Here is a 24688-nt window from a genome sequence, read left to right on the forward strand (position 1 = left end):
GGGCCGGGCCCGCTCCGGCAGGGCACCTGCCCGCGGCCGCACCGGCGCGGCTACCCTCCGGGCTCGGCCAGCGCGAAGGCGGTGTTCACCAGCGCCACGTGACTGAACGCCTGCGGGGTGTTGCCGAGTTGGCGCCGGGCGCGCGGGTCCCACTGCTCCGAGAGCAGCCCCAGGTCGTTGGCCAGGCCGACCACCCGGGCGAACAGTTCGCGCGCCTCGCCGCGCCGCCCGGTCGCGGCGAGCGCGTCGGCGAGCCAGAACGAGCAGGCGAGGAACGCGCCCTCGCCGCCGGGCAGTCCGTCGGTGCCGGTGGCCGGACGGTAGCGGCGGACCAGCCCGCCGTGGTCGAGGCCGTCCCGCACGGCGTCGACGGTGCGCACCACCCGCGGGTCGTCGGGCGGCAGGAAGCCGCTCTTGACCACGAACAGCGTGGCCGCGTCCAGTCCGTGCCCGCCGTAGTGCTGGACGAACACGCCCCGGCGCCGGTCGTAGCCGTGGGCGCAGACGTCGGCGTGCACGGCGTCCCGCATGGCCCGCCAGCGGTCGAGCGGCGCGGGCAGTCCGGTGGCCTCGGCGAGCCGCACCGCCCGGTCGGCGGCGACCCAGCACATCACCTTGGAGTGGACGAAGTGCCGCCGTACGCCGCGCACCTCCCACAGGCCCTCGTCCGGTTCGCGCCAGTGCTGTTCGAGGTGGTCCATCAGCGCGCGCAGCAGGGTCCAGACGTGCCGCTCCATCGGGATGCCGGCCAGCAGCGCCAGGTGCAGGGTGTCGACGACCTCGCCGTGGACGTCGAGCTGGAGCTGGCCGGCGGCGGCGTTGCCGAAGCGGACCGGGCGCGAGCCGAGGTAGCCGGGCAGCCAGTCGGCGACGGTCTCGGTGAGGACGCGCTCGCCGGCCACCCCGTAGAGGGCCTGGAGGTCCCGGGGGTCGCCGGCGATGGCGCGCAGCAGCCACTGGCGCCAGGCGGCGGCCTCCTCGCGGAAGCCGCCGCGCAGCAGCGCGGAGAGCGTCATCGAGGAGTCGCGCAGCCAGCAGAAGCGGTAGTCCCAGTTGCGCGGGCCGCCGATGTGCTCGGGCAGTGAGGCGGTGGGGGCGGCGACGATGCCGCCGGTGGGCGCGTAGGCGAGCGCCTTGAGGGTGATCAGCGAGCGGAGCACGGCGTCCCGCCACTCTCCGTCGTAGCGGCAGCCGGCCGCCCAGCGCCGCCAGGTGTCGACGGTGGTGAGCAGCTCGGCGTCCGGGTCGGTGCTCGGGGCGGCGCGCAGGTGGGAGGGCTGCCAGGTGAGGACGAACGGGACGCGCAGGCCCGGGGTGACGGTGACCTCGGAGACGGTGGTGCCGTCGGCGCCGTAGGTGTGCACCCCGGGCGGGACGCGCAGCCAGGCGGAGTCGGGACCGGCGACGGCGACCCGGTGGTGCTCGGTGCGGCGCACCCACGGGTCGATCCGCCCGTAGTTGAACCGCAGCCGCAGGTCGCCGCGGACCGGGACGGCGCCCTCCAGCCCCTCGACGATCCGGACCAGCCGCGGCGGGCGCCGTCCGTCGGTGCCGCGCTGCGGCATGAAGTCGGTGATCCGGACCCGGCCCTCGGGGGTGTGCCACTCGGTGTCGAGGACGAGGCTGTCCGGCCGGTAGCGGCGGGCGGTGCACTCGCCGGCGCCGGCGGGGGCGAGCCGCCAGGCGCCGTGCCGCTGTTCGCCGAGCAGGGCGGCGAAGCAGCTGGGGGAGTCGAACCGGGGCAGGCAGAGCCAGTCGACGGCGCCGTCCCGGCCGACCAGGGCGGCGGTCTGCAGGTCGCCGATCAGGGCGTAGTCCTCGATTCGTCCGGCCATCGGGTCCATTCTCGGCGCTCCCGCGGCCGCCCGCAGGTCCGTCCGGGTGCCGGTCGGGTGCCGGTCGGGACTCCTGCCCGGGGTGGTGAAAAGCACGGTGTCACTCCGCTTGCACCCGTTCGACGTGCAGGGGAGGATCTTGTGTGCTTGTAGTCTCATCAGTCTCAGCCACCACAGCAGGTGACTGATTCATCGGAACCGGAACGAAGGAGTCCCGAGGATGCGGCGACCGAACTGGGTACCGGAGGGCACGGACCTGGACAAACCGAACGCCGCCCGGGTCTACGACTACTACCTCGGAGGCTCGCACAACTTCGAGGTGGACCGGGAGATGGCCCGCAAGGCGATCGCCCTCTGGCCGGAACTGCCGCAGATCATGCGCTCCAACCGGGCCTTCCTGCGCCGCGCCGTCCAGTTCACCGCCGAACGCGGCATCAGCCGCTTCCTGGACATCGGCTCCGGCATCCCCACCTTCGGCGCCGTGCACGAGATCGCCCGCGCCGTCCGGCCGGAGTCCCAGGTCGTCTACATCGACCGCGACCCGGTCGCCGTCGCCCACAGCCGGCTGCTGCTGGAGGACGACCCGGGCAGCCTCGTCGTCCAGGCCGACGTCCGGGACGTCGACGACCTGATGTCCCGCCCCGAGGTGACCGCGCTGCTCGCGGCCGGCGAGCCGGTGGCCGTCCTGCTGGTCGCCGTCATGCACTTCGTCCAGGACGCGGACGACCCGTGGAAGCTGATCGCGGTCATCCGCGACGCCCTCCCGCCGGGCAGCGCCCTGGTGCTCTCGCACGCCTCCCTGGAGGGCCGCCCCGACCAGGCCGAGGACCACCAGCGGCTCTACCGGATGACGCCCACGCCGCTGACGATGCGCACCGTCGAGCAGATCACCGGGATGTTCGCCGGCTTCGACATCGTCGAGCCCGGCGTCGTCTACCTGCCGCAGTGGCACCCGGACCAGCCGGAGGCCGTCGGCGAGCACCCGGAGCGGATGACCGGGGTGGCGGGTGTGGGGTTCCGCCCGTGACCCGAGCACCGGAACCGAGCAGCGGCGCCGAACGGTTCCACGAGGACTGGGCGCGGCTGCTCTCCGGTGACCACGGCACGGCGGTCCACCCCGGCCTGCTCGACCGGCTGGTGTCCGGGACCGCCGGGCTGCTCCGCCGCGCCCAGCTGGACGAACCCTTCGAGCCGCACCTGGCCGCCGAGGCCGGCGCGCAGCTCGTCGAGGCGCAGTTCACCGACCCCATCGTGCTGGCCCGCGCGGTGGAGCTGCTCCAGCGGCAGCCGGCCGCGGACGGCCGGGGGCCGGCGCTGTGCGGCGCGTTCGCGGCCGGCTGGGCGGCCGCCCTGCGCGAGCGCACCCTGCGCGAGCAGGAGGCCATCCGCACCGCCGCCGACATCGCCCGCAAGGAGGCCGAGAAGGCACTGCGGGCGTCCGAGGCGCGCTTCCGGGCGCTGTTCGAGAGCGCCGCGATCGGCATCGGCATCGGCGACACCGACGGCAACATCCTGGCCGTCAACAAGGCCCTCCAGGAGCTGTTCGGCGCCGGCCCGGAGGACATGATCGGCCGCCGGGTCGGCGACCTCGTCCACCCCGAGGACGCCGACGGCGTCTGGGACGTCTACGAGGAACTGGTCAGCGGCAAGCGCGAGTACTTCCAGTTCGACAAGCCGTACTACCGGCAGGACGGCGAGGTGGTGTGGACCCACCTGACGGTCTCGCTGATCCGCGACGACGACGGCTCCCCGCAGTACCAGGTCGCGATGCTGGAGGACGTCACCGACCGCTACCGGCTCCAGGAGCGGCTGCGCCACCAGGCCACCCACGACCCGCTCACCGGGCTGCCCAACCGGGCCGCGTTCTTCGAACGGCTGGAGAAGCTCTTCGAGGACCCGGACCCGGGCGCCCGGTTCGGGCTCTGCTACGTCGACCTCGACGGCTTCAAGGTGGTCAACGACAGCCTCGGCCACGACACCGGCGACCAGCTGCTGTCCGCCGTCGCGGCCCGGCTGAAGGCCGCCCTCAACCCGCTCGGCCACCTGGTGGCCCGGCTCGGCGGCGACGAGTTCGTCGTCCTGCTGGAGAACAGCCGCGGCGAGCAGGAGGCCGTCGCCGCCGCGAAGACCGTGCTCAAGGCGCTGGCCGGGCCGGTGCTGATCGGTGACCACAAGCTCGCCGTCGGCGCCAGCGTCGGCGTGCTGGAGCGCCGGGTCTCCACCACCACCCCCGGCGCCGCCGTCCGGGCCGCCGACCTGACGCTCTACCGGGCCAAGGAGGCCGGCCGGGGCCGCTGGACGCTGTTCGACCCCAAGGAGAACGCCCGCGCCGTCTCCCGCTACGCGGTGTCGGTGCGGATGCCCGCCGCGCTGGACCGGGGCGAGTTCTTCATCGACTACCAGCCGCTGTACGCGCTGGCCGACGGCCGGCTCGCCGCCGTCGAGGCGCTGGTGCGCTGGCGCCACCCGCAGCTCGGGGTGCTCGGCCCGGACGAGTTCGTGACCACCGCCGAGGAGACCGGGCTGATCATGCCGCTCGGCCGCTGGGTGCTGGAGCAGGCCTGCGGTCAGGCCGCCGACTGGATCAGGCGGTTCGGCGACGCCGCGCCGCAGCTCAACGTCAATCTGGCGGTCCGCCAGGCCCGCAGCGCCGCCCTGGTCGGCGACCTCAACCGGATCCTCGACAGCACCGGCCTGGACCCGGCCCGGCTCCAGCTGGAGATCACCGAGTCCACCGTGGTCGGTCCGGAGGACGAGGCGCTGCGCACCCTGCACGGCCTGGTCGAGCAGGGCGTCTCGCTCGCCGTCGACGACTTCGGCACCGGCTGGTCCAACCTCGCCTACCTGCGCGACCTGCCGGTCTCGGGGCTCAAGATCGCCGGGTCCTTCGTCGGCGACCTGCACGACCCGGCCAAGGACGAGGAGACCGGCTGGCGGATCGTCAGCGGTCTGGTGTCGATGGCGCACGCCCTCGGGCTGACCGTCACCGCCGAGGGCGTGGAGACCCGCCGGGACGCCGAGCGACTGCGCGTCATCGGCTGCGACTGGGCGCAGGGCTGGCACTTCGGACGGCCGGTGCGGCCGGCCGAGATCGCCCGGCGGATCGCCGAGGAGCCGCAGGGCCGCCCGGTCGCGGTCCGGGGGCGAGCGGTGACGCACGGAGGTTAGTGCAAAAAACGGACAAATCACCCTTGACGCGGTGAGGCGACCGAGCGCACGATGAGGTCCTGGCAGTACCCGCACCCTCGGTGCGGGATCCCCGCCAGTACGACGGACCGGCGCTTTCCCAGGTGCCCGGGACCAGCGGTGCGCACCCCCTTCGGCCGCCCGGCTCCCGGCGGTCGCCCGACGTCCCACGGTCCGTCGACCAGCCCCCTCGGGGCTTTCTCCGGGGTCCGAGCCCTGCGCATCCGTCTCGCACCGGGCCCGCCCCGTCCCACCGGGCCGCGCCGCGCCTCCGCGCCGGGCGCCGCCCGTCACAGCCAGGGGCCGCGCCGTTCCCGCCGTCCAACGGTCCGTCCGGCGCCCCGCCCACCACCTCTTCGCCGAGAGGCCGGCTTTCGATGAGCACCACCGCGCCCCCGAGCGCCCGACCCGACAGCCAGCACGGTCACGACAGCACCGACGGTCATGACGGCCCCGACGGTCATGACGGCCCCGACGGTCATGACGGCGCCCGCAACCCCGACGGTCACCCGCTGCGCCGGGCCACCGACCGCGACACCGGGCCCGACCCCGCCCGCCCCCGGCCGATGCGCCGGGCCGGGGACGTCGTCGTCACCCGGCACACCGTCAGCCTGGTGGTCCCCGCCCGCAACGAGGCCCGCAACATCCCCTGGGTCTTCGAGCAGATCCCGCGCTGCGTCGACGAGGTCATCCTGGTGGACGGCTCCTCCAGCGACGCCACCGTCCCGATGGCCCGGCACTGCCTGCCCACCGTCCGCAGCGTCGCCCAGCGGGGACCCGGCAAGGGCAACGCCCTGCGCACCGGCTTCGCCGCCGCCACCGGCGAGTACATCGTCATGATCGACGCCGACGGCTCCATGTGGCCCGGCGAGATCCCGCACTTCCTGCACTTCCTCGACCACGGCTACGACTTCGTCAAAGGCTCGCGCTGCATCGGCGGCGGCGGCTCACTGGACCTCACCAGGGTCCGCTCGCTGGGCAACCGCGCCCTGCTCACCGTCGCCAACCGGCTGTACGACGCGCGCCTCACCGACCTGTGCTACGGCTACTGCGCCTTCCGCCGCTCCTTCCTGGACGCGCTCGACCTGCGGTCCACCGGCTTCGAGATCGAGGCCGAGATGATCGCCCACGCGCTGCGCTCGGGACTGCGGATCGCCGAGGTGCCGAGCCTGGAACTCCCCCGCCGCAGCGGTCGCTCCAACCTTCACGCCGTCGCCGACGGCCGCCGGGTGCTGAGGACCCTGATCACCGAGCGTCCCGGCGCCCGGCCCTCGGCGGCCGCCACCGCGGAGGAGCAACGATGAAGGGCTCCGACCGGCGCACCGATGCAGCCTGCCCGCGTCCCGCCGCCCGCGACTCGCTCTACACCCCCGTCCGGGTCGTCGACCTGGACCTGGACGAGCCGAGCGGGCTGCGCTCGCCCGGCGGGTCCGGGGCCGACGACCCGGACGGCCGCGTGTTGGCGTTGGTCCGGCTGCACGGGCACCCGCTCGGCCTGGTCACGGCCACCGGAACAGCCGGCGGAACCGCCGCGCTGCGCCGGGCGCTGGTCGACGCCGCCCACCGGGAACTCCCCGTTCCCGCCCTGTCCACCGCGACACCCGCGGCGCGCCCGAGTCGGGTCGCGCGCGTCCGGGTGCCCGCGGGCCCGGTCACGGTCAGCGTGATCGTCTGCACCCGGGACCGGGAGGCGCTGCTGCCGGTGTGCCTGGACGCCGTCCTGGCCACCCGACGCCCCGGCGTCGAGGTGATCGTGGTGGACAACGCCCCGGCCACCACCGCCACCGAGGACCTCGTCCGCGAGCGCTACGGGGACCGGGTGCGCTACGTCCAGGAGCCCCTGCCGGGGCTGTCCCGGGCGCGCAACCGCGGCCTGTCGGTCGCCGGGGGCGAGATCTGCGCCTTCACCGACGACGACACCGTCGCCGACGCCGGCTGGGTGGACGCCCTGGCGGACACCTTCGCCTCCGACGACCGGATCGGCTGCGTCACCGGCCTGGTGCTGCCCGCCGAACTCGACACCGAGGCGCAGTTCGTCGTGGAGCAGTACAACGGGCCCGTCCGGGGCTTCGCCACCCGCAGCTGGTCGCTGCGGGACGGCCTGTCGGACCCGCTGGACCGCTTCTCCACCGGCCGGTTCGGAATGGGCGCCAACATGGCGTTCCGCACCGACGTGCTGCGGGCGATCGGCGGCTTCGACCCGGCCACCGGGACCGGCACCCCCTCCCGGGGCGGCGAGGACCTGCTCGCCTTCCTCCAGGTGCTGACCGCCGGGCACACCGTCAGCTACCAGCCCGACGCGCTGGTCTGGCACCGCCACCGGCGGACCATGGCGGAACTCGCCCACCAGGTCGACGGCTTCGGCGTCGGCTTCACCGCCTACCTGACGGCCGCGGTCGCCCACCAGCCGCGCCTGCTCGCCGGGATCCTCCGGCTGCTGCCCTACGGCCTCTGGCGCTGGCACCGCACCCACCGGCCCGCGGCGCGGCCCCGCTACGGGGTGACCGACGAGGTGCTGCGGGAGCTGCGGCGGACGGAGCGCCGCGGCCTGGCCCGCGGACCGTTCTGCTACCTGCGCACCGTCCGGCAGCAGCGCCGCACCAGCACCGGAGGCCGATCCTCATGACCGCCCCGACCACCCCGACCGGCCCCACCGGCCCCACCGGCCCCGCCGCCCGGACCACCACGACCACCCCGACCACCCCGAGCACTCCCGCCGCCCCCGGCTCGGCGGCCGCGCGGACCGAGCTGCCGTCCGTGCCGGTCGCGATCGCCGAACTCGACCTGGAGCACCCCGACGTCCTGCGCCGCCCCGGCCGCGGCGGGGTCTTCACCCCGGAGGGCCGGGTGCTGGCCCTGGTCCGCGACCACGGCCGCCCGCTCGGCCTGGCCACCGGGGAGCCGTCCGCCGACGGCGCGCCCGGCACGGCGGCCGGGCCCTACCGCGCGCTGGTCGACGCGGTCACCCGTGACCTCGACCCGGACGACCGCCCCGGACCGCCGGTACGCACCCCGGCCGACGGCCCGCCGCTGACGGTCGTCGTCTGCACCCACGACCGGACCGACCTGCTGCCGCGCTCCCTGGACGCCGTCCTGGCCGGCACCTACCGGAACACCGAGGTGGTCGTGGTCGACAACGCCCCCTCCGACCGGGCCACCGAGACGCTCTGCCGGCGGCGCTACCCCGACCGGGTCCGCTACCTGTACGAGCCGGTGCCCGGCCTGGCCCGGGCCCGCAACCGCGGCCTCGCGGTCGCCCGCGGCGAGATCTGCGCCTTCGCCGACGACGACCTGCTGATCGACCCGGACTGGGCCGCCGCGCTGGTCGACGGCTTCCGCACCGACCCGCGGGCGGGCTGCGTCACCGGCCTGGTGCTGCCCGCCGAACTCGACACCCGCGCCCAGCTCGCGCTGGAACGGTACTGCGGCTACGCCAAGGGCTTCACCACCCGCAGCTGGTCGCTGCTCGACCCGTCCGAGGACCCGCTCTTCCCCTTCGCCACCGGGCGGCTGGGCACCGGCGCCAACATGGCGTTCCGCACCGACCTGCTGCGGGCGATCGGCGGCTTCGACCCGGCCACCAGCACCGGCACCCCCGCCCGCGGCGGCGAGGACCTGCTCGCCTTCCTCCAGGTCCTGATCGCCGGGCACACCGTCGTCTACCGGCCGGACGCGCTGGTCTGGCACCCGCACCGCCGGTCGATGGAGGCGCTGAGCACCCAGGTCTTCGGCTTCGGCGTCGGCTTCGGCGCCTACCTGACCGCCGCGGTCCGCCACCGGCCGGAACTGCTGGCCGCCCTGCTCGCCCGGGTGCCGTGCGGCGTCCGGCAGACCCTGCGCCGGGGCACTCCCGCCGACGGCCGCCGCGACCCGCTGATGGCGCACCTCGGGCGGCTCGAACTGCTCGGCCTGCTCTACGGGCCGCTCTGCTACCTGCGCAGTGTCCGGCGGCAGCGCCGGGCCGACTCCGCGCCGAGGCCGTGATGGCCTCCCTCCTGGAGCACCCCCGCCCCCGGCCGCGCCGCCGCCGGCCGATGGCCGGGACCTGCCCGTGCCCGGTCGCGATGCCCTGCGACTGCAGCTTCCGCGCCCTGCTGCGGGCCCGGATCCGCGCCGTCCGCGCGGCCCTCCCCGGCGGCGCCCTCCCGGCCCGGGCCCGCGCCGCCCTCCACCCGACCGCTGGACGGCAGACCGACGGACGGGCGACGGACGGACGGCCCGCGGACGGGCGGCCGCGCTCCGACGCCCTGATGCGCAACGGGCACGTACTGGCCGCGAGTTCGATCGTCGCGGCCGGGCTCGGCGGATTCTTCTGGCTGCTCGCCACCCGCTACTACGCGGTCGAGACCGTCGGCCGCAGCTACGCCGCGCTGTCGGCCGCGATGTTCCTGTCCACCCTCGGCAGCCTCAACCTGGGGGACGCCCTGGTCCGCTTCGTGCCCGCCGCCGGGCGGCACACCCGCAGCCTGGTGCTGCGGTGCTACGTGATCAGCATCGGCTTCAGCGCCGCGGTCGCGGTCGGCTTCCTGCTCCTGATCCCGCTGGTCGCCCCCGACCTGGTCTTCCTGCGCGGACCGGTGCTCGCCGTCGCGTTCGTCGCCGCCACCGCCGGCTACTCGGTCTTCGTCCTCCAGGACGGTGCGCTCACCGGCACCCGCCGGACCGGCTGGGTGCTCGGCGAGAACGCCGTCTTCGCCGTCACCAAGACCGTGCTGCTCGCCGCCTGCGCCGTGCTGGCCGTCAGCAGCGGCATCATGCTCGCCTGGGCGGCCGCGATGCTGATCTCGATCGGGCTGGCCAACGTCGTCCTGTTCCGCCGGGCGGTGCCCGACCACCAGGCGGCCGGGCCCGCCGACGCCGAACCCCCGCAGCGGGTGCTGCGCTGGGCCGGCGCGGACTACCTCGGGAACCTCTTCAGCTTCGCCAGCTACAGCGTCGTTCCGCTGATGGTGCTGGCACAGCTCGGACCGGAGGGCAGCGCCTACTACTCGCTGGCCTTCGTCATCGCCGAGACCCTGTTCGTCGCGACGTTCAGCATGGGCCACTCGCTGGTGGTCGAGGGCGCCCGCGATCCGCAGCGGCTCGCCGAGTACGCCCGGCGGATGCTGCGCCACACCGGGCTGCTGCTGGCCGGGGCCGTGCTGGTCATCGTGGCCGGCGCACGCCTGATCCTCGGCGTCTTCGGCCCCGCCTACGCCGAGCACGGGACGACGGTGCTGCGGCTGATGGCGCTGTGCGCCCTGCCGGTCGCGGTGATCAACGTGGTCATCCAGATGGCCCGGGTCCGCCGGGCGCTGCCCTGGATGATCGGGGTCAGGGTCGCCTCCAGCGCGATGGTCATCACGCTGGTCGCCGTCCTGCTGCCCCGCTACGGACTGACCGGCGTCGGCCTCGCCTGGCTGATCGCCGAGTACGTGCTGGCGGCGGGCCTGCTGCTGGTGCTGCGCGGCTGGCTGCGCACGGCGGACCGGACGAACACGGAACGGACAGGCACGGACCGGACGACCACGGGCCGGACGACCACGGGCCGGACGGACCCGGGACCGACGAACACGAAGCCGACGGACACGGAACTGACGGAAGGAGGCGAACCGGCATGACCCCGGACCGGATCCACCCGCGGCAGGGGACCCGCGCCCCCGACCGCCCCGCACCGGACCTCACGGTGGTGATCTGCGCCTACACCGTCGAGCGCTGGGACGACCTGAGCGCCGCCGTCGCCTCGGTGCACGCCCAGCGCCGCCCGCCCGAGGAACTGCTGCTGGTCGTCGACCACTGCCCCGAACTCCTCCGCCTCGCCCAGGAGCACCTGACCGGCCTGCGGATCCTCCCCAACCGGCAGCGGCGCGGCCTGTCCGGCGCCCGCAACACCGCCCTGGCCGAGGCCCGGGGCACCCTGGTCGCCTTCCTCGACGACGACGCCGCCGCCGACCCCTACTGGACCGAGCACCTGATCGCGGGCTACCGGGACCCGGGCGTGCTCGGCGTCGGCGGCCTCGTCCGGCCGTGGTGGCGGACCGGCCGCCCCGACTGGTTCCCGCCCGAGTTCGACTGGGTGGTCGGCTGCTCCTACCGGGGCCTGCCGGTCCGGCCGGCCCCGGTCCGCAACCTCATCGGCGCCAACATGTCCTTCCGGCGGGCCGAGGTGCTGGCCGCCGGCGGCTTCCGGACCGACCTCGGCCGGGTCGGGCGACGCCCGCTCGGCTGCGAGGAGACCGACCTCTGCATCCGGCTGGCCGCCCAGCACCCCGGCGCCGTCCTGCGCTACGAGCCGGCCGCCGCCGTCCGCCACCGGGTGCCGGCGGCCCGCACCACCTTCCGCTACTTCGCCGCCCGCTGCTGGGCGGAGGGCTGCTCCAAGGCGGCCGTCGTCCGGTACGACGGCGCCGCCGCCGGCCTGGCCAGCGAGCGGGCCTACCTGCGGCGCACCGTGCCCGCCGCGCTGCTGCGCAGCCTGCGGCGGCGCCGGCCCGCCACGGCGGGCGCGCTCTGCGCGGGCGTCGCCCTGACCGCCACCGGCTACCTCACCGCGGCGGTCCGCGGCCGGGCCGCCCGGATCGCGGCCCGCCGGGCCTGCGCCTCCGGTCGAGCCGCCTCCGGTCCCGCCGCGGGCGCCGCGCCCGACCTCCCCGGGGGCACCCCGTGAACGCCGTCCCGGTCTTCCTCTACCACGCGGTGTCCGACGACCCGCCGGCCTGGCTCGCGTCGTACACCGTCACCCCCGCCGCGTTCCGCGCCCAGCTGGCCCGCATCCGGGACAGCGGCCTGCGGGTGGTGCCGCTGCGCCGACTGGTCACCGCCCTGCGCGGCGGACCGCCGCTGCCGCCCGGAGTGGCCGTCCTGACCTTCGACGACGGCTACGCGGACTTCTACTGGACGGTCGCCCCGATCCTCTCCGACCTGGGCCTGCCCGCCACCCTGTACGTCACCACCGGCGCCCTCCACCCGCCCGGGGGGCGGGGCAGCGGAAGCCTGCTCCCGCCGGCGCCGATGCTGAACTGGCGCCAGCTCGGCAACCTCGACGCGCTCGGCGTCGAGATCGGTGCCCACTCCCGGACCCACGTCCCGATGGACACCGTCCACGGCAGCCGGCTCACCGACGAGGTCGTCGGCTGCAAGCGCCAGCTGGAGGACGTGCTCAACCACGAGGTCGCCTCCTTCGCCTACCCGCACGGCTACTCGGGGGCCGAGGTCCGCCGCAAGGTCGCCCAGGCCGGCTACACCTCCGCCACCGCGGTCGGGAACCTCTTCAGCTCCCCGGCCGACGACCCGCTGCGGATCGCCCGGCTGATGGTCCGGGCCGACACCCCGCCACGGGTGTTCGACGACTGGACCAGGCTCCGGGGCGCCCCGACCGCGCCCCACCGCGAGAGCACCGCCACCAAGGCGTGGCGCGGCTACCGCCGGCTGCGCGCGGCCCTAGGCCGCCCGGTCGGCGGTCCACCGAAGAGCCCCGGTCAGGAGTGATCGCCGTGACCGACGCCCCGGAACGTGAAGACGTCCGACCCGACCCGCGGACACCGGCCCCCCGAACCCCCGTCCACGTCGACCCCGCCCCCGACCCCGCCCGGCGGCCCCACGGCCTGCGCGCGGTCCTCGCCGCGGCCCCGTCCGCCCCGTCCGGCTGGATCGCCCTGGGCGCCCTGCCCGTCGCGCTCGCCCTCTGGCTGCTGGCGCTGCCGAACGCCCGGCTCTCCCGGATGGGCGACCTCGGCCTGCTGCAGGCCCTGCCCCCGCTCTGGTTCGCCGCCCCCGTCCTGCTCACCGTGGGCTTCGTGGCCGTCCTGCGCTCCCCGGCGGTCCGCCACCGGTGGGCGGGCGCCTATGTGCTGGCCCTGATCCTGGTGGTCCACGGGACGCCCAGCCTGCTCTACCCGACCCTGCGCTACGCCTGGGCCTGGAAGCACGTCGCGATCGTCGACGCCATGCTGCGCCACGGCGGGGCGGTGCCGGGCGCGGGCAAGCTGGACGTCTACAACCAGTGGCCCGGCTTCTTCGAGTTCCACGCGCTGGTCCTGCGCGCCACCGGCCTGGACTCCGTGCTCGGGTACGCCTCCTGGTACCCCGTGATCACCAATGTCCTGCTGCTCGGCCCGCTGCTGCTGCTCTACCGGAGCTTCACCACCGACCGGCGGCTGGTCTGGGGCGGGATCTGGCTCTACTGCGCGACCGCCTGGGTGGGTCAGGACTACTTCTCCCCGCAGGCGTTCGCCTACCTGCTCCACCTCACGGTGATCGCCCTGGTCGTACACCGGCTGGCGGCGCGGCGCCGGCTCGCCCGAGCCGCGGCCGGATCCGCGGCCGGTGGATCCGTGAGCGATGCCAAATCCGTGAGCCCTTCCGCACCCGCGCGCCCCGCCGGACCCTCCGGTGCCCGGGCCCTCGGGACGGTCCTCGACGGCTCCGCCCGGGCCGGCTGGCGGGCGGCGCCGTTCGCCCTGCTGCTGGTCCTGATCGCCGCGATCGTCTCCTCCCACCAGCTCACCCCGGTCATGCTGGCCGTGAGCCTGCTCCTGCTGGCCCTGGGCCGCCGCAACCGCCGTACCGTCCTGCCGGTGCTGGCCGCCGTGGTCGGGCTCACCGTCCTCTGGGACGCCACCGTCGCCCGGCCGTTCGTGTCCGCGAACCTGAGCGGTCTGATCGCCGCCCTCGGCTCCCCGGACCACAACGCGGTCGCGGGCCTCGCCCGGCTCGGCGAGGCGCCCTTCGGCCAGATCCTCGCCTCCTGGGCCGACCGCGGCCTCACCGCCGCCGTCCTCCTGCTGGCCCTGGCCGGCGCCCTGCGCCACCGGTGGGTGCGCCGGGTCGGCCTGCTGCCGCTGCTGGTGGCGCCGATCGCCGTCCTGCTGGCCAACGCCTACGACGGCGAGATGCTGTTCCGCGCCTACCTGTTCGCCCTCCCGGCCGCCGCCCTCCTCGCCGCCGCACTGCTCTGGGGCAACCGCGCGGGCACCCGCGCGGAGGACGCCCTCCCGCCCGGCACCCCGCCCCGGCCGGCCACCCGGCCCGGCGGCCCGCTGCGGACCGGCGTCTGCGCCGTCCTGCTGCTCGGCCTCCTCGGCGGAACCCTCTTCGGGTACTACAGCAAGGAGGCGATGAACTACTTCACGCCGCAGGAGGTCGCGGCGGTGCGCTACGTCGCCGAGACCCCCGCGGGTTCCCGGATCATCTCGCTGACCGCCGACGAGCCGGGCGGCGAACTGAACTTCGACACCCACGACCGGCTGGTGCTCGGCGACGCCGCCGGTGAGGACCTGCGGCACCTGGCGGCGGAGCCGGGCGACGCCCTGCGCGGCGCGCTGGCCACCCCCAACCCGGCCGGCGGCCCCACCTACCTGATCCTCACCAGGGCCCAGGTGCTCGACTGCGAGCTGACCGGCCTGCTGCCGGCCTCCGCCGTCCAGGGCCTGGCGGCCGCGGCGGCGGCCGAGCCCATGCTGCGGCGCGTCTACGCCAACGAGGACGCCGTCGTCTACCAGTACACCGATTCCGGCGCCGGGGGCGGCGCGACCGCCCCCGCCGGAGGGAGCACGCCATGACCGCCGTCCGACCGTGGACCCCTTCCCGCCTCCTCCCGGTGCTGGGCGGCTGGTGCGCCCTCGCGGCCCAACTGCTCCCGGTCGGGGTGCCGGTGCGGGCCGTCGTGGTGGCCGCCTTCCTGCTGGCCGGGCCGGGCGCGGCGGCCGCGGACTGGGCCCGGCCGCTGCCCCGGCCGGCCCGGGGGCCGGACCGGCTGAGCGCCGCCGGGCTGGTGGTCGCGCTGAGCCTGGCGTTCGCGGTGCTGACCGCGGAGGCGCTGTTCTTCACCGGCTCCTTCGGCGCGGCCCGCGCGGTGCTGGTGCTCGCCGTGCTCACCACGGTGCTGGCACTGCTGCCGCGGCGCCTCCCATGCCGCCCCCCGCACCGGCCGCACCCCTTGCGCCGGCTGCACCGGGACCGGGACGGAGGCCGGGACCGTCGGCCGGACGGGCGTCCGCCGGTCCGGTGGCGGCTGCTCACGGTGGCCACCGTGCTCGCACTGTCCGCCGCCTGCGGGGCCACCGGCAGCATCGGGAGTACCGGGAGCGGCGCGAACGGCACCGCCGTCGGCAGCCTGTTCGCCCCGTCCGCCCCGGCCGCCGCCCCCTCCACCGCGCCCCTGCCGGTCGGGGCCGACCAGCCGCCGTCGACCGGCCCGTGGCACTCGGTGTTCCGTGACGACTTCAACGGCTCCGGCCTCGACCACGGGTCCTGGGCGACCTGCTACGACTGGAACGACGGCGGCTGCACCAACGCCGGCAACCAGGAGGACCAGTGGTACCTCCCGAGCCAGGTCTCGGTGGCGGACGGCAAGCTAACCCTCACGGCCGAGCGCCGGGCCACGAACGGCAGCGACGGCAAGACCTACCCCTGGACCTCCGGGATGGTCTCCACCGGCCGCGACCAGTGGGACGGCACCCCCCGGAAGACCTTCACCTACGGGTACTTCGCCGCCGCGATCAGGACGACCGGCCAGGCGGCCGGCATGTTCCCGGCCTTCTGGCTGCTCCCCGCCGGCACCCGCGGCGGCCTGCCCGAGCTGGACATCGCCGAGTTCATCAACACCGACCAGTACGCCGACCTCAACCTGCACGCCCAGGCACCCGACGGCACCAACATCGACGCCCACTACTCCCACGGCCCGGTGGACTTCTCCAGCGGCTACCACGTCTTCGGACTCGACTGGGAACCCGACGCGGTCACCTGGTACGTCGACGGCGTGCAGGTCTTCCAGGTCACCGACCCGAACGTGATCCCGAACGTGCCCATGGAGCTGATCCTCGACCTGGCCGTCGGTTACCACCAGTCACCACCGGCCGGCGTCGACCGGACCCAGGTGGACGTCGACTGGGTCGGCGTCTGGCAGCACTGAGCACGCCGGAGAGCGCCGCAGCACCGAGCATCGGACCAGTGCAGCACCCGCAGCACCCGCAGCAGCGCAGCACCGAAGCACCCCAGAGGAAGGCCGACACCGTGAACCGCACCAGCCCCGCACTGGACCGCAGCACACCGGTCCTGCTGGTCAGGGTGGGCCGGTACCCGCTCGCGCACGGGCCGCTCGGCGCCGTCCGCTCCCTCGGCCGGGCCGGCGTCCAGGTACGGGCGATCGTGGAGGACCGGCTCACCCCGACCGCGCTCTCCCGCTACCTGACCCGCGCGATCGTCCGCCCCACCAGCGGACGCGAGCCCGCCGACCGCCTGGTCGCCACCGTCGCGGACGTCGGACGCCGGCTCGTCCGGGAGTCCGGCCGCCGCTGCGTGGCCGTGCCCACCGACGACGAGGCCGCCGTCCTGCTCGCCGAGCACGCCGCGGAACTCGCTCCGTACTTCCTGCTGCCACCGGTGCCCGCGGCACTGCCGCGCCGGCTGGCCGACAAGGGCGCCCTGTACACCGACTGCCTCCGCTACGGGATCCCGGCGCCGCACAGCGCCGCGCCCGCCGACCGGGACGAGCTGCTCGACGCCGCCGAACTCTGCGGCTACCCGCTGGTCCTGAAGAACCTCGCCCCCTTCACCCGGCTGAGCCACCCCGTGGTGAGCCACGCCACGGTGGTGCGCGACGAAGCCGAACTGCTGCGCCACTGCCCCCCGGACCGCCCGCTCTCGGTGCTCGCCCAGGAGTACCTGCCGGACGAGCGGACCGAGCACTGGATCACCCACCTGTGCTGCGGCCCGGGCGGCGAGCCGCTGGCCCTGTTCACCGGGCGCAAGCTGCGCTCCTACCCGCCGTCGGGCGGATTCACCACCCGCGCGGTCGCGGTGGCCAACCCCGAGCTGGCGGCCCTCGCCGCCGGACTCTGCCGGCAGATCGGCTACAGCGGCATCGCCGACCTGGACTGGCGGCTGGACCTGCGCGACGGCCGGTACAAGCTGCTCGACTTCAACCCCCGCGCCGGAGCCCAGTTCCGGCTGTTCGAGACGGTGGACGGCGTGGACGTCGTCCGGGCCCTCCACCTGTCGCTCACCGGCCGGCCGGTCCCGCGCGGACCCCAGCTGGACCGGTACTACGGCGTCGGCCAGCTGGACGCGCTCTCCGCCGCCGTCGCGCTCTGGCGGGACCGCCACCCGCCCACCGACCTGCGTCCGCGCCGGTCCACCGAGCGGGCCTGGCTCTGCCGCGACGACCTCGTCCCGGCGGCCGCGATGACCGTCCGATTCACCGGTCAGGCGATCCGCAGGGGCGCCGGAACCATGACCGCCCGAGCCGGAGGAGGCTCGTCATGACCATTCCGCACACCGTTCCGGTCGCGGTCGTCGGGGCAGGCCCGTACGGCCTTGCCGTCGCCGCCCACCTGACGGGCCGGGGCGTGCGACCGCGCGTCCTCGGCGTCCCGATGGAGAGCTGGCGGACCCGGATGCCGGCCGGGATGTTCCTCAAGTCCCTGCCGCGGGCCTCGTCGATCTCCGACCCGGCGGGCCGGTACCGCCTGGCCGACTTCCGGGCCGCCTCGGGCCTGCCCCCGGTGGGCGACTGCTACGCCGTACCGCTGGACGAGTTCGTCCGCTACGGCGAGTGGTTCCAGCGGGCCTGCGTGCCCGAGGTCGAGCGGGCCGCGGTGGTGGGGATCGAACGTGTGCGGGACGGCTTCCGGCTGACGCTGGACACGGGCGAGGTGTTCGGCGCCCGGGCCGTGGTCCTGGCCGGAGGGTTCCCGCCGTACGCCCGGGTCCCGGAAGTACTGCGCCCCCTGGTCGAGGCGGGCCTCGCCTCGCACACCGCGGACCACGCCGATCTGGCGAAGTTCGGCGGCCGCCGGGTGGCGGTGATCGGCGCCGGGCAGTCGGCGCTGGAGAGCGCCGCCCTGCTGCACGAGGCCGGCGCCGAGCCGGTCCTGGTGGCGCGGACCGGGGAACTGCTGTTCGGCGAGCCGCCGGCCTCCGAGGACCCCGCCGACCGCCCGTGGCCGGTGCGGCTGGCCAAGCCCGGCTCACCGCTGGGCCCCGGCTGGTCGTTCACCGCGTTCAGCCGGGCCACCGGGGCGTTCCGCACCCTGCCGGACGCGACCAGGGCCAGGCTGGTGCGCACCGTGCTCGGCCCGGCCGGCGGCTGGTGGCTGCGCGAGCGGCTCGAGGGCCGCTTCCCGGTGCTCACCGGGCACGAGCTGCTGACGGCCGAGCGGACCGGCGGTGACGGCGGCCCGGACGGCGGCGACGGCGGGGTGCGGCTGGGTCTGCGCGGCACCACCCCGGAGCTGGAGGTGGACCATGTGCTGGCCGCCACCGGCTACCGGGTGGACGTCGGGCGGCTCGACTACCTGTCGCCCGAGCTGCGCGGCACGGTCGACCGGCGCAACGGGGGAGCGCCCCGGCTCTCGGCCGGCTTCGAGTCCTCCGTCCCGGGGCTCCACTTCGCCGGGCTGTCCGCCGCCGACACCTTCGGGCCGCTGATGCGGTTCGTCTGCGGCACCGGCTTCGCGGCCCGGCGGATCAGCCGCTCGGTCGCGGCCGGCCCGGCGGGGAGCCGCTGAGCGGGGCCGCCGGTCCGGCCGGCCCGCGCCACCGGGAGCGCTCGGCCCACCGGGTGTGCTAGGCCCACCGGGAGCGCTCAGCCGACCAGCCGGGGCAGCTCGATCGAGTGACCCGTCCGCTCCGCCTTGGCCCGCAGGTACCGGACGTTGCTCCCGGACAGGTGCACACCCGTCGGCACCCGGCGCTCGACCGTGACGCCCAGGGCGGCCAACTGGGCGTCCTTGTCCGGGTTGTTGCTCAGCAGCTCGATCGCGTCGACCCCGAGCGCGCCGAGCATCTGCGCGGCCGCCGTGTAGTCGCGGCCGTCCTCCGGCAGTCCGAGCGCCGTGTTGGCGTCGTAGGTGTCGAGACCGGAGTCCTGGAGCGCGTAGGCGTCGAGCTTGTTGTAGAGCCCGATGCCGCGCCCCTCCTGCCGCAGGTACAGCAGGTAGCCGCCCGCGTCGGAGATCCGCTCGACCGCCTCGCGCAGCTGCGGCCCGCAGTCGCAGCGGTCGGAGCCGAACACGTCGCCGGTCAGGCACTCCGAGTGCAGCCGCACCAGCGGTGTGCCGCCCTCCGGCACGGTGCCGAGGGCCAGGGCGAGGTGCTCGGCCCCGTCCGTCAGCCCGTGGAAGGTGAACACCTCGGCCTCGGCCCGGTACCCGTCCGGAAAGGTCAGCGGGATCCGCACCCGGGACCGGACCCGGGCGCCGTCGGCGGTCTGCGGGGCGCCCGCGGCCAACGGCGCCCGCGGGGAATTGTTCTGCTGCTCGGGCAGCTGCACCTGCGGCATGGGCTGGACCTCCGTGACGGACGGTTCTCCTGGGACTCGGCTCCCGACGGTACTAGGTAGTTCCAATTTGAACAACAGCCCGGCCGGAGGTGTACGGACGGTTGGCGCCGCTCACGAACCGAAAGCCGAGGTCGGGCCGCGACCGATAGGGGCGGACAAACCCGGGGGAGCGGTGCGAGACTGACGCCTGCGAGCGGTCCGGAGTCGCCGCGCTGGTGTTGTTGCGCGCCGTGACGCCCTCAATGGCGAGGGGACCGCCGGCGTCTCCCCCCGGCGGGGGAGCGCCTGTCTTTCGACCACCCCCATGGAAGGTGCTCACAAGATGCCGGCTACCCCTGTGCCCGTCGCGTCCCACGACGCCGAGAACCCCGCTCTTGAGTCGCTGCTCGCCGAGGTGCTGCGCCGCAACGCCGGCGAGCCCGAGTTCCACCAGGCCGTGCGGGAGGTGGTGGAGACGCTCGGACCGGTGCTGGCGGCGCGGCCGGAGCTGGTCGAGGCGCGGATCGTCGAGCGGATCGTGGAGCCCGAGCGCCAGGTGATGTTCCGGGTGCCGTGGACGGACGACCGGGGCCGGGTGCACGTCAACCGGGGCTTCCGGGTGGAGTTCAACAGCGCCCTCGGCCCGTACAAGGGCGGGCTGCGGTTCCACCCCTCGGTGAACCTCGGGATCGTGAAGTTCCTCGGCTTCGAGCAGATCTTCAAGAACGCGCTGACCGGCCTCGGCATCGGCGGCGGCAAGGGCGGCTCGGACTTCGACCCCAAGGGCCGCTCGGACGCCGAGATCATGCGCTTCTGCCAGTCCTTCATGACCGAGCTGTACCGCCACCTCGGCGAGCACACCGACGTCCCGGCCGGGGACATCGGCGTCGGCGGCCGGGAGATCGGCTACCTGTTCGGCCAGTACAAGCGGATCACCAACCGCTACGAGGCGGGCGTGCTGACCGGCAAGGGCATCGGCTGGGGCGGCTCCCAGGCCAGGACCGAGGCCACCGGCTACGGCTGCGTGCTGTTCACCGCCGAGATGCTGCGCGCCCGGGGCGAGGAGCTGGACGGCCTGCGGGTCGCCGTCTCCGGCTCCGGGAACGTCGCCCTGTACGCGATCGAGAAGGCCCAGCAGCTCGGGGCGACCGTGGTCACCGCCTCCGACTCCACCGGCTTCGTGGTGGACGAGAAGGGCATCGACCTCGACCTGCTGAAGGAGGTCAAGGAGGTCCGGCGCGGCCGGCTCACCGAGTACGCCGAGCGGCGCGGAAGCCACGTCAAGTACCAGGAGGGCACCGGCGTCTGGGGCGTCCCGGTGGACGTGGCGCTGCCCTGCGCCACCCAGAACGAGCTGGCCGGGCCGGACGCGCTGGCCCTGGTCCGGGGCGGGGTGCGGGCGGTCGCCGAGGGCGCCAACATGCCGACCACGCCCGAGGCGGTGCGGGTGTTCCAGGAGGCCGGGGTGGCCTTCGGGCCGGGCAAGGCCGCCAACGCCGGCGGGGTCGCGACCAGCGCGCTGGAGATGCAGCAGAACGCCTCCCGCGACGCCTGGTCCTTCGAGCGGACCGAGGAGCGGCTGGCCGCGATCATGCGCGACATCCACGACTCCTGCCACACCACGGCGGAGAAGTACGGCCGCCCCGGCGACTACGTGCTGGGCGCCAACATCGCCGGCTTCGAGCTGGTGGCGGACGCGATGCTGGCGCAGGGCCTGATCTGACGGTCCGCACGTCGCGGTCGGCCGCGCTCCCGCGGTCGGCCGCACCGTCGCGGGCCACCCGACCGGAGCGGGCACGGGATGTCGGGTCCGGCCGGGTGGCCGCTGCCTACGGTGAGGAGCACAGGAACGGAAGGACGGGGCGGGGCGGATGCTGGAGCGGTTGAACCGGGCCATGGAGTACATCGAGGAGCACCTCGACGGGACGGTCGACGCGGGTGAGCTCGCGCGGATCGCGACCACCTCGGAGTACCACTTCCGGCGGCTGTTCTCGGCCCTGGCCGGCATGCCGCTGTCGGAGTACCTCCGGCGCCGGCGGCTGACCCTCGCGGGGGCCGAGGTGCTGGCCGGGGACCGGACCCTGCTGGATGTCGCGGTCCGCTACGGCTACGGCTCGGGCGAGGCGTTCGCCCGGGCGTTCCGGGCGATGCACGGCGTCGGCCCGGGCGAGGCCCGGCAGCGCGGCGCGGTGCTCGTGTCCCAGCCCCGGATGTCCTTCCGGCTCGTCGTCGAAGGGAGCAGCAGTATGGAGTACCGGATCGTCGAGAAGCCGGCGTTCAGGATCGTCGGGCGCAGGGCCAGGGTCCCGCTGGTGCACGAGGGGGTCAACCCGGCCATCGCGGAGTTCGTCCGGGGGATCGGGCCGGAGCAGGTCGAGCGGATCACGGCCCTCTCGGGGCAGGAGCCGCGCGGGATCCTCTCGGTCACCGAGTTCTTCTCGGACAGCCGGGAGCAGGGCGTGCCGCTCGACTACTACCACGCGGTGGCGGCCGGGCCGGACACCGAGGTGCCGGAGGGCCTCGACGTGCGGGAGGTCCCGACCGGGACCTGGGCGGTGTTCCGTGCCGTCGGGCCGTTCCCGCAGGCGCTCCAGGAGATGTGGCGGGACGTCTTCACGCAGTGGTTCCCGTCCAACCCGTACGAGTTCCGGCCGGGCCCGGAGATCCTGCGGGTCGGCGCGCTGGTGGAGGCGGCGGAGGCGGAGGCCGAGCTCTGGATCCCGGTGACGCGGGCGGCCGACTGACACGGTTGGCCGACTGACACGGCCGGAGCGTCCTGGCCGCCCGTTCGGCCCACCAGGACCGGCTCCGCCCCGGCCCCCGCCCGCATGCTGGGGCGGGGGCCGTCGAGCGGGAGAGTGGAGCGGGGATGGCCAAGGCGTTCGGATTCGTCGACTACGGCGGCCCGGAGAACCAGGAGTTCCTGGACCGGCCCGTACTGGAGCCCGGCCCGGGGCAGCTCGCGGTCGCCGTCCGGGCGGCCGGGGTGAACCCGGTGGACTGGAAGGTCCGCCGGGGCCTGCTCGGCCGGGAGCGCCGACTGCCCTTCGTGATGGGCTCGGAGGCCTCCGGGGTGGTGGAGCGGATCGGCCCCGGCGTCACCGGGTTCACCCCCGGCGACGAGGTGTTCGGGCTGGTCGCGGCGGGTGCCTTCGCCGAACAGACGCTGCTGCTGGCCGGGTCGAGCGCGCTGAAGCCGGCGAAGGTCGGCTTCGACCTGGCCGCCACCCTGCCGGTGGCGGCCGCGACCGCCGACGACGCCGTCCGCGACATCGGCGTGGGCGCCGGGCAGACCCTGCTGATCCTCGGTGTCTCCGGCGGCGTCGGCAGCGCGGCCGCGCAGATCGCCCGCAGCCGGGGGATCCGCGTCGTCGGCACCGCCGGCGACTCCAACCGCGCCTACGTCGAGTCGCTGGGCGCGGTGCCGGTCCGCTACGGCGAGGGCGTCGCGGACCGGATCCGGGCGGTCGCGCCGGACGGCGTCGACGGCATCCTCGACCTGATCGGCGGGGACGACCTCCGGGCCGCCGCGGTGACCCTGGCCGACCGGTCCCGGCTGGTCGCCACCAGCGATCCGGTCACCGCGCAGGAGCTCGGCGGCCGCTTCATCACCCGGTCCACCACTCCCGGCACCCTGGCCGCCCTGGCCGAACTCGTGGCCGCGGGGGAGCTGGACCCGAACGTCTCCGCCCGCTACCCGCTGGCCCACGCCGCCGAGGCGATGGCCCTCGTCGAGTCGGGGCACGCGCGCGGCAAGCTGGTCCTCGAAGTGGGCTGACACCGGGGGCGCGGGGTCCGGTGCCTACCCCTGGGACGCACCTGGCCCGCGCCGCTCCCGCCGCCGGCCGGCCACCGCGGCGGCCGCCGCCCCCGCCGTCACCAGTACGGCCGTCAGCGGGACGACGTCCCCCACCCGGTCGTACCAGGTGGCCGCGTCCGGCGCCGTCAGCGGCAGCCGCACCACCAGCGAGCCCGTGCCGTCGGTGCCCAGCCGCGCCAGCTCCCGGCCCTGTGCGTCGAAGGCGGCCGACACCCCGGTCAGCGAGGCCTGGACGACCGGCCGGCCGGTCTCGGCGGCCCGGATCGCGGCCAGCGAGACATGCTGCTCGGGCGCCCAGCTCCGCTGGAAGGTCGAGGTCGACGACTGGTAGACGATGACCCTGGCCCCCGCCCGGGCGGCCGTCCGCGCCATGTCGGGGAACGCCGACTCGAAGCAGATCAGGGTGCCGATCGGCAGCGCCCGGCCGGACCGGTCCACGGCCGGCAGCAGGTGCTGGTCGGTGCCGGGCGCCCGGTTCTCGCCCGCCGCCCGGCTGACCCCGGCCACCCAGCCGAGCACCGGCCGCAGCGGGATGTACTCGCCGAACGGCACCAGCCGGATCTTGCGGTACCGGTCGACCACGCCGTCCGGGGAGACCAGGACGGCGTCCTTGGAGATCCGCCCGTCCGACTTCCGGGCGTCCTCGCCGGCCAGCAGCTCGGCCCCGGTGGCGGCGGACAGCGCGCGCAGCCGGGCCAGCGTCGCCGGGTCGCGGTCGAGGTCGGCGGTGGTGCTGGACTCGCCCCAGACCACCAGGTCCACCGGGGGCCGCCCGACCAGCGCGGCGGTGGCCCGGGCGCTCGCCTCGAAGCGGGCCTCCGGCTCGTCCACGATGCCCGGCTGCACCAGGGCGATCCGCACCTCGGCCGGCCCCGGCCCGCCCGCCGCGGCGGCCGGGGGCGCCGACCGGAGCGCGAACAGCAGCGGCCCGGCCGCCAGGACCGCCGCCGCGAACAGCGCCGCCACCGCCCGGGGGCGCGGGTCGACGGCGGTGAGCGCCACCGCCACCGCGGTGTTGACCGCCACCACCGCGGCGCTGACCAGCCAGATCCCGCCCGCCGAGGCCAGCGCCAGCACGGCCGGGTGCTGCCACTGGGTGGCGCCGAGCAGCGCCCACGGCCCGCCCAAGGCGTGCCAGGAGCGCGCGTACTCGGTGGTCAGCCAGACCGCCGCGACCACCACCGGCGCGAGCAGCGCCCGCCGGACCGTCAGCGGGGGCCGCAGCAGCCGCCACACCGCGACGCCCACCCCGGCCTGGAGCGCCCCGAACACCACCGCGAGCAGCGGCAGCCCGGGGCCGATGGAGCGGGTCAGCCAGGACATCCCGGTCAGGATGAACCCGGCGCCGAACCACCAGCCGCGCACCGCCGCCTCCCGGGCCCCCGGGGCCGACCGCATCAGCAGCAGGCCGGGGACGAGCGCGACCCAGGCCAGCGCCGCCATCCCGGGGGCCGGGAAGGCGAGCACGGGCAGCGCCCCGGCGGCCAGTGCCGCCAGCCGGGGCCGGTACCGGGCTAGCGTCCGGCCGGGGCGGGCGGCGGCGGCCGCCGGGGCGGTGGGACCGGGGGGACCGGCGGGGCCGGTGAGCAGGGGAGGGCGCGGCATGCC

At 75.5% G+C, this 24688-nt stretch carries 18 protein-coding genes; 15 read left to right on the plus strand and 3 right to left on the minus strand.

Annotation, left to right across the window (positions count from 1 at the left end):
- Positions 1-50: 50 nt before the first annotated feature.
- Positions 51-1835, minus strand: a complete 1785-nt coding sequence (locus IF01_RS0105475) for a glycoside hydrolase family 15 protein (protein ID WP_030392120.1) — start codon at positions 1833-1835, stop codon at positions 51-53.
- 220 nt (positions 1836-2055) lie between these two features.
- Between IF01_RS0105475 and IF01_RS0105480 the strand changes: the two genes are divergently transcribed.
- The 12 genes from IF01_RS0105480 to IF01_RS0105535 all read left to right on the plus strand — a co-directional run bounded on the left by IF01_RS0105480 (position 2056) and on the right by IF01_RS0105535 (position 18508).
- The gene (locus IF01_RS0105480; protein WP_030392121.1) at positions 2056-2862 is read left to right on the plus strand and encodes an SAM-dependent methyltransferase; all 807 of its coding nucleotides are present in this window, start codon (positions 2056-2058) and stop codon (positions 2860-2862) included.
- Positions 2859-5003: a putative bifunctional diguanylate cyclase/phosphodiesterase gene (locus IF01_RS0105485; RefSeq protein ID WP_051740216.1), complete on the plus strand. Its 2145-nt coding sequence runs from the start codon at positions 2859-2861 to the stop codon at positions 5001-5003. Before IF01_RS0105480 ends, IF01_RS0105485 begins: the two co-directional genes overlap by 4 nt.
- Before the next feature lie 395 nt (positions 5004-5398).
- Positions 5399-6325 carry a glycosyltransferase family 2 protein gene (locus IF01_RS41345; RefSeq protein WP_244215428.1) on the plus strand — a complete coding sequence of 309 codons (927 nt, stop codon included), beginning with the start codon at positions 5399-5401 and terminating at the stop codon, positions 6323-6325.
- Complete coding sequence (locus IF01_RS0105495; protein WP_051740217.1) at positions 6322-7647, plus strand: glycosyltransferase family 2 protein; 1326 nt, start codon at positions 6322-6324, stop codon at positions 7645-7647. Before IF01_RS41345 ends, IF01_RS0105495 begins: the two co-directional genes overlap by 4 nt.
- Positions 7644-9005, plus strand: coding sequence for a glycosyltransferase family 2 protein (locus IF01_RS41350; protein ID WP_051754937.1), 1362 nt, complete (start codon positions 7644-7646; stop codon positions 9003-9005). The genes IF01_RS0105495 and IF01_RS41350 overlap by 4 nt, the downstream gene beginning before the upstream one ends.
- Positions 9005-10621, plus strand: a complete 1617-nt coding sequence (locus tag IF01_RS0105505; protein ID WP_051754938.1) for a lipopolysaccharide biosynthesis protein — start codon at positions 9005-9007, stop codon at positions 10619-10621. The genes IF01_RS41350 and IF01_RS0105505 overlap by 1 nt, the downstream gene beginning before the upstream one ends.
- A complete protein-coding gene (locus tag IF01_RS0105510; RefSeq protein WP_063764137.1) occupies positions 10618-11667 on the plus strand; it encodes a glycosyltransferase family 2 protein in 1050 nt (349 codons plus the stop codon). The genes IF01_RS0105505 and IF01_RS0105510 overlap by 4 nt, the downstream gene beginning before the upstream one ends.
- Positions 11664-12488, plus strand: coding sequence for a polysaccharide deacetylase family protein (locus IF01_RS0105515; RefSeq protein ID WP_051754939.1), 825 nt, complete (start codon positions 11664-11666; stop codon positions 12486-12488). Before IF01_RS0105510 ends, IF01_RS0105515 begins: the two co-directional genes overlap by 4 nt.
- Positions 12489-12493: 5 nt before the next feature.
- On the plus strand, positions 12494-14560 hold the full coding sequence (locus IF01_RS0105520; RefSeq protein WP_157855167.1) for a glycosyltransferase: 2067 nt from the start codon (positions 12494-12496) through the stop codon (positions 14558-14560).
- Positions 14557-15912: a glycoside hydrolase family 16 protein gene (locus tag IF01_RS0105525; RefSeq protein ID WP_030392130.1), complete on the plus strand. Its 1356-nt coding sequence runs from the start codon at positions 14557-14559 to the stop codon at positions 15910-15912. Before IF01_RS0105520 ends, IF01_RS0105525 begins: the two co-directional genes overlap by 4 nt.
- Before the next feature lie 101 nt (positions 15913-16013).
- Entirely contained in the window at positions 16014-17264 is a 1251-nt protein-coding gene (locus tag IF01_RS41355) for a carboxylate--amine ligase (RefSeq protein WP_051754966.1), read from the plus strand.
- Positions 17261-18508 carry an NAD(P)-binding domain-containing protein gene (locus IF01_RS0105535; protein ID WP_037778918.1) on the plus strand — a complete coding sequence of 416 codons (1248 nt, stop codon included), beginning with the start codon at positions 17261-17263 and terminating at the stop codon, positions 18506-18508. Before IF01_RS41355 ends, IF01_RS0105535 begins: the two co-directional genes overlap by 4 nt.
- Positions 18509-18585: 77 nt before the next feature.
- Here the strand turns inward: IF01_RS0105535 and IF01_RS0105540 are convergent, their stop codons facing one another.
- Complete coding sequence (locus IF01_RS0105540) at positions 18586-19281, minus strand: GTP cyclohydrolase II (protein WP_037778919.1); 696 nt, start codon at positions 19279-19281, stop codon at positions 18586-18588.
- Between the two features lie 322 nt (positions 19282-19603).
- On the opposite strand from IF01_RS0105540, the gene gdhA reads away from it, so the two are divergent.
- The 3 genes from gdhA to IF01_RS0105555 all read left to right on the plus strand — a co-directional run bounded on the left by gdhA (position 19604) and on the right by IF01_RS0105555 (position 23038).
- The gene (gene gdhA / locus IF01_RS0105545; protein ID WP_030392134.1) at positions 19604-20983 is read left to right on the plus strand and encodes an NADP-specific glutamate dehydrogenase; all 1380 of its coding nucleotides are present in this window, start codon (positions 19604-19606) and stop codon (positions 20981-20983) included.
- Positions 20984-21131: 148 nt separating this feature from the next.
- Positions 21132-22004 (plus strand): AraC family transcriptional regulator, encoded by an 873-nt coding sequence (locus IF01_RS0105550; protein WP_030392135.1) that lies wholly within the window; start codon positions 21132-21134, stop codon positions 22002-22004.
- A gap of 125 nt (positions 22005-22129) precedes the next feature.
- The gene (locus IF01_RS0105555) at positions 22130-23038 is read left to right on the plus strand and encodes an NADP-dependent oxidoreductase (RefSeq protein ID WP_030392136.1); all 909 of its coding nucleotides are present in this window, start codon (positions 22130-22132) and stop codon (positions 23036-23038) included.
- 24 nt (positions 23039-23062) lie between these two features.
- On the opposite strand, the gene lnt is transcribed toward IF01_RS0105555, so the two are convergent.
- Positions 23063-24685 carry an apolipoprotein N-acyltransferase gene (gene lnt / locus IF01_RS0105560; RefSeq protein WP_051754941.1) on the minus strand — a complete coding sequence of 541 codons (1623 nt, stop codon included), beginning with the start codon at positions 24683-24685 and terminating at the stop codon, positions 23063-23065.
- Positions 24686-24688: the final 3 nt, after the last annotated feature.

The organism is Kitasatospora purpeofusca, from assembly GCF_000718025.1.
GTDB classification, from domain to species: domain Bacteria; phylum Actinomycetota; class Actinomycetes; order Streptomycetales; family Streptomycetaceae; genus Kitasatospora; species Kitasatospora purpeofusca.

What these genes read in the sequence shown, in the direction of transcription:
- IF01_RS41350 (WP_051754937.1), top strand. Translation starts at nt 7,644, where the DNA reads ATGACCGCCCCGACCACCCCGACCGGCCCCACCGGCCCCACCGGCCCC.
- IF01_RS0105480 (WP_030392121.1), top strand. Translation starts at nt 2,056, where the DNA reads ATGCGGCGACCGAACTGGGTACCGGAGGGCACGGACCTGGACAAACCG.
- IF01_RS41345 (WP_244215428.1), top strand. Translation starts at nt 5,399, where the DNA reads ATGAGCACCACCGCGCCCCCGAGCGCCCGACCCGACAGCCAGCACGGT.
- gdhA (WP_030392134.1), top strand. Translation starts at nt 19,604, where the DNA reads ATGCCGGCTACCCCTGTGCCCGTCGCGTCCCACGACGCCGAGAACCCC.
- IF01_RS0105475 (WP_030392120.1), bottom strand. Translation starts at nt 1,835, where the DNA reads ATGGCCGGACGAATCGAGGACTACGCCCTGATCGGCGACCTGCAGACC.
- IF01_RS0105535 (WP_037778918.1), top strand. Translation starts at nt 17,261, where the DNA reads ATGACCATTCCGCACACCGTTCCGGTCGCGGTCGTCGGGGCAGGCCCG.
- IF01_RS0105495 (WP_051740217.1), top strand. Translation starts at nt 6,322, where the DNA reads ATGAAGGGCTCCGACCGGCGCACCGATGCAGCCTGCCCGCGTCCCGCC.
- IF01_RS0105540 (WP_037778919.1), bottom strand. Translation starts at nt 19,281, where the DNA reads ATGCCGCAGGTGCAGCTGCCCGAGCAGCAGAACAATTCCCCGCGGGCG.
- IF01_RS0105555 (WP_030392136.1), top strand. Translation starts at nt 22,130, where the DNA reads ATGGCCAAGGCGTTCGGATTCGTCGACTACGGCGGCCCGGAGAACCAG.
- IF01_RS0105550 (WP_030392135.1), top strand. Translation starts at nt 21,132, where the DNA reads ATGCTGGAGCGGTTGAACCGGGCCATGGAGTACATCGAGGAGCACCTC.
- lnt (WP_051754941.1), bottom strand. Translation starts at nt 24,685, where the DNA reads ATGCCGCGCCCTCCCCTGCTCACCGGCCCCGCCGGTCCCCCCGGTCCC.
- IF01_RS0105505 (WP_051754938.1), top strand. Translation starts at nt 9,005, where the DNA reads ATGGCCTCCCTCCTGGAGCACCCCCGCCCCCGGCCGCGCCGCCGCCGG.
- IF01_RS0105510 (WP_063764137.1), top strand. Translation starts at nt 10,618, where the DNA reads ATGACCCCGGACCGGATCCACCCGCGGCAGGGGACCCGCGCCCCCGAC.
- IF01_RS0105525 (WP_030392130.1), top strand. Translation starts at nt 14,557, where the DNA reads ATGACCGCCGTCCGACCGTGGACCCCTTCCCGCCTCCTCCCGGTGCTG.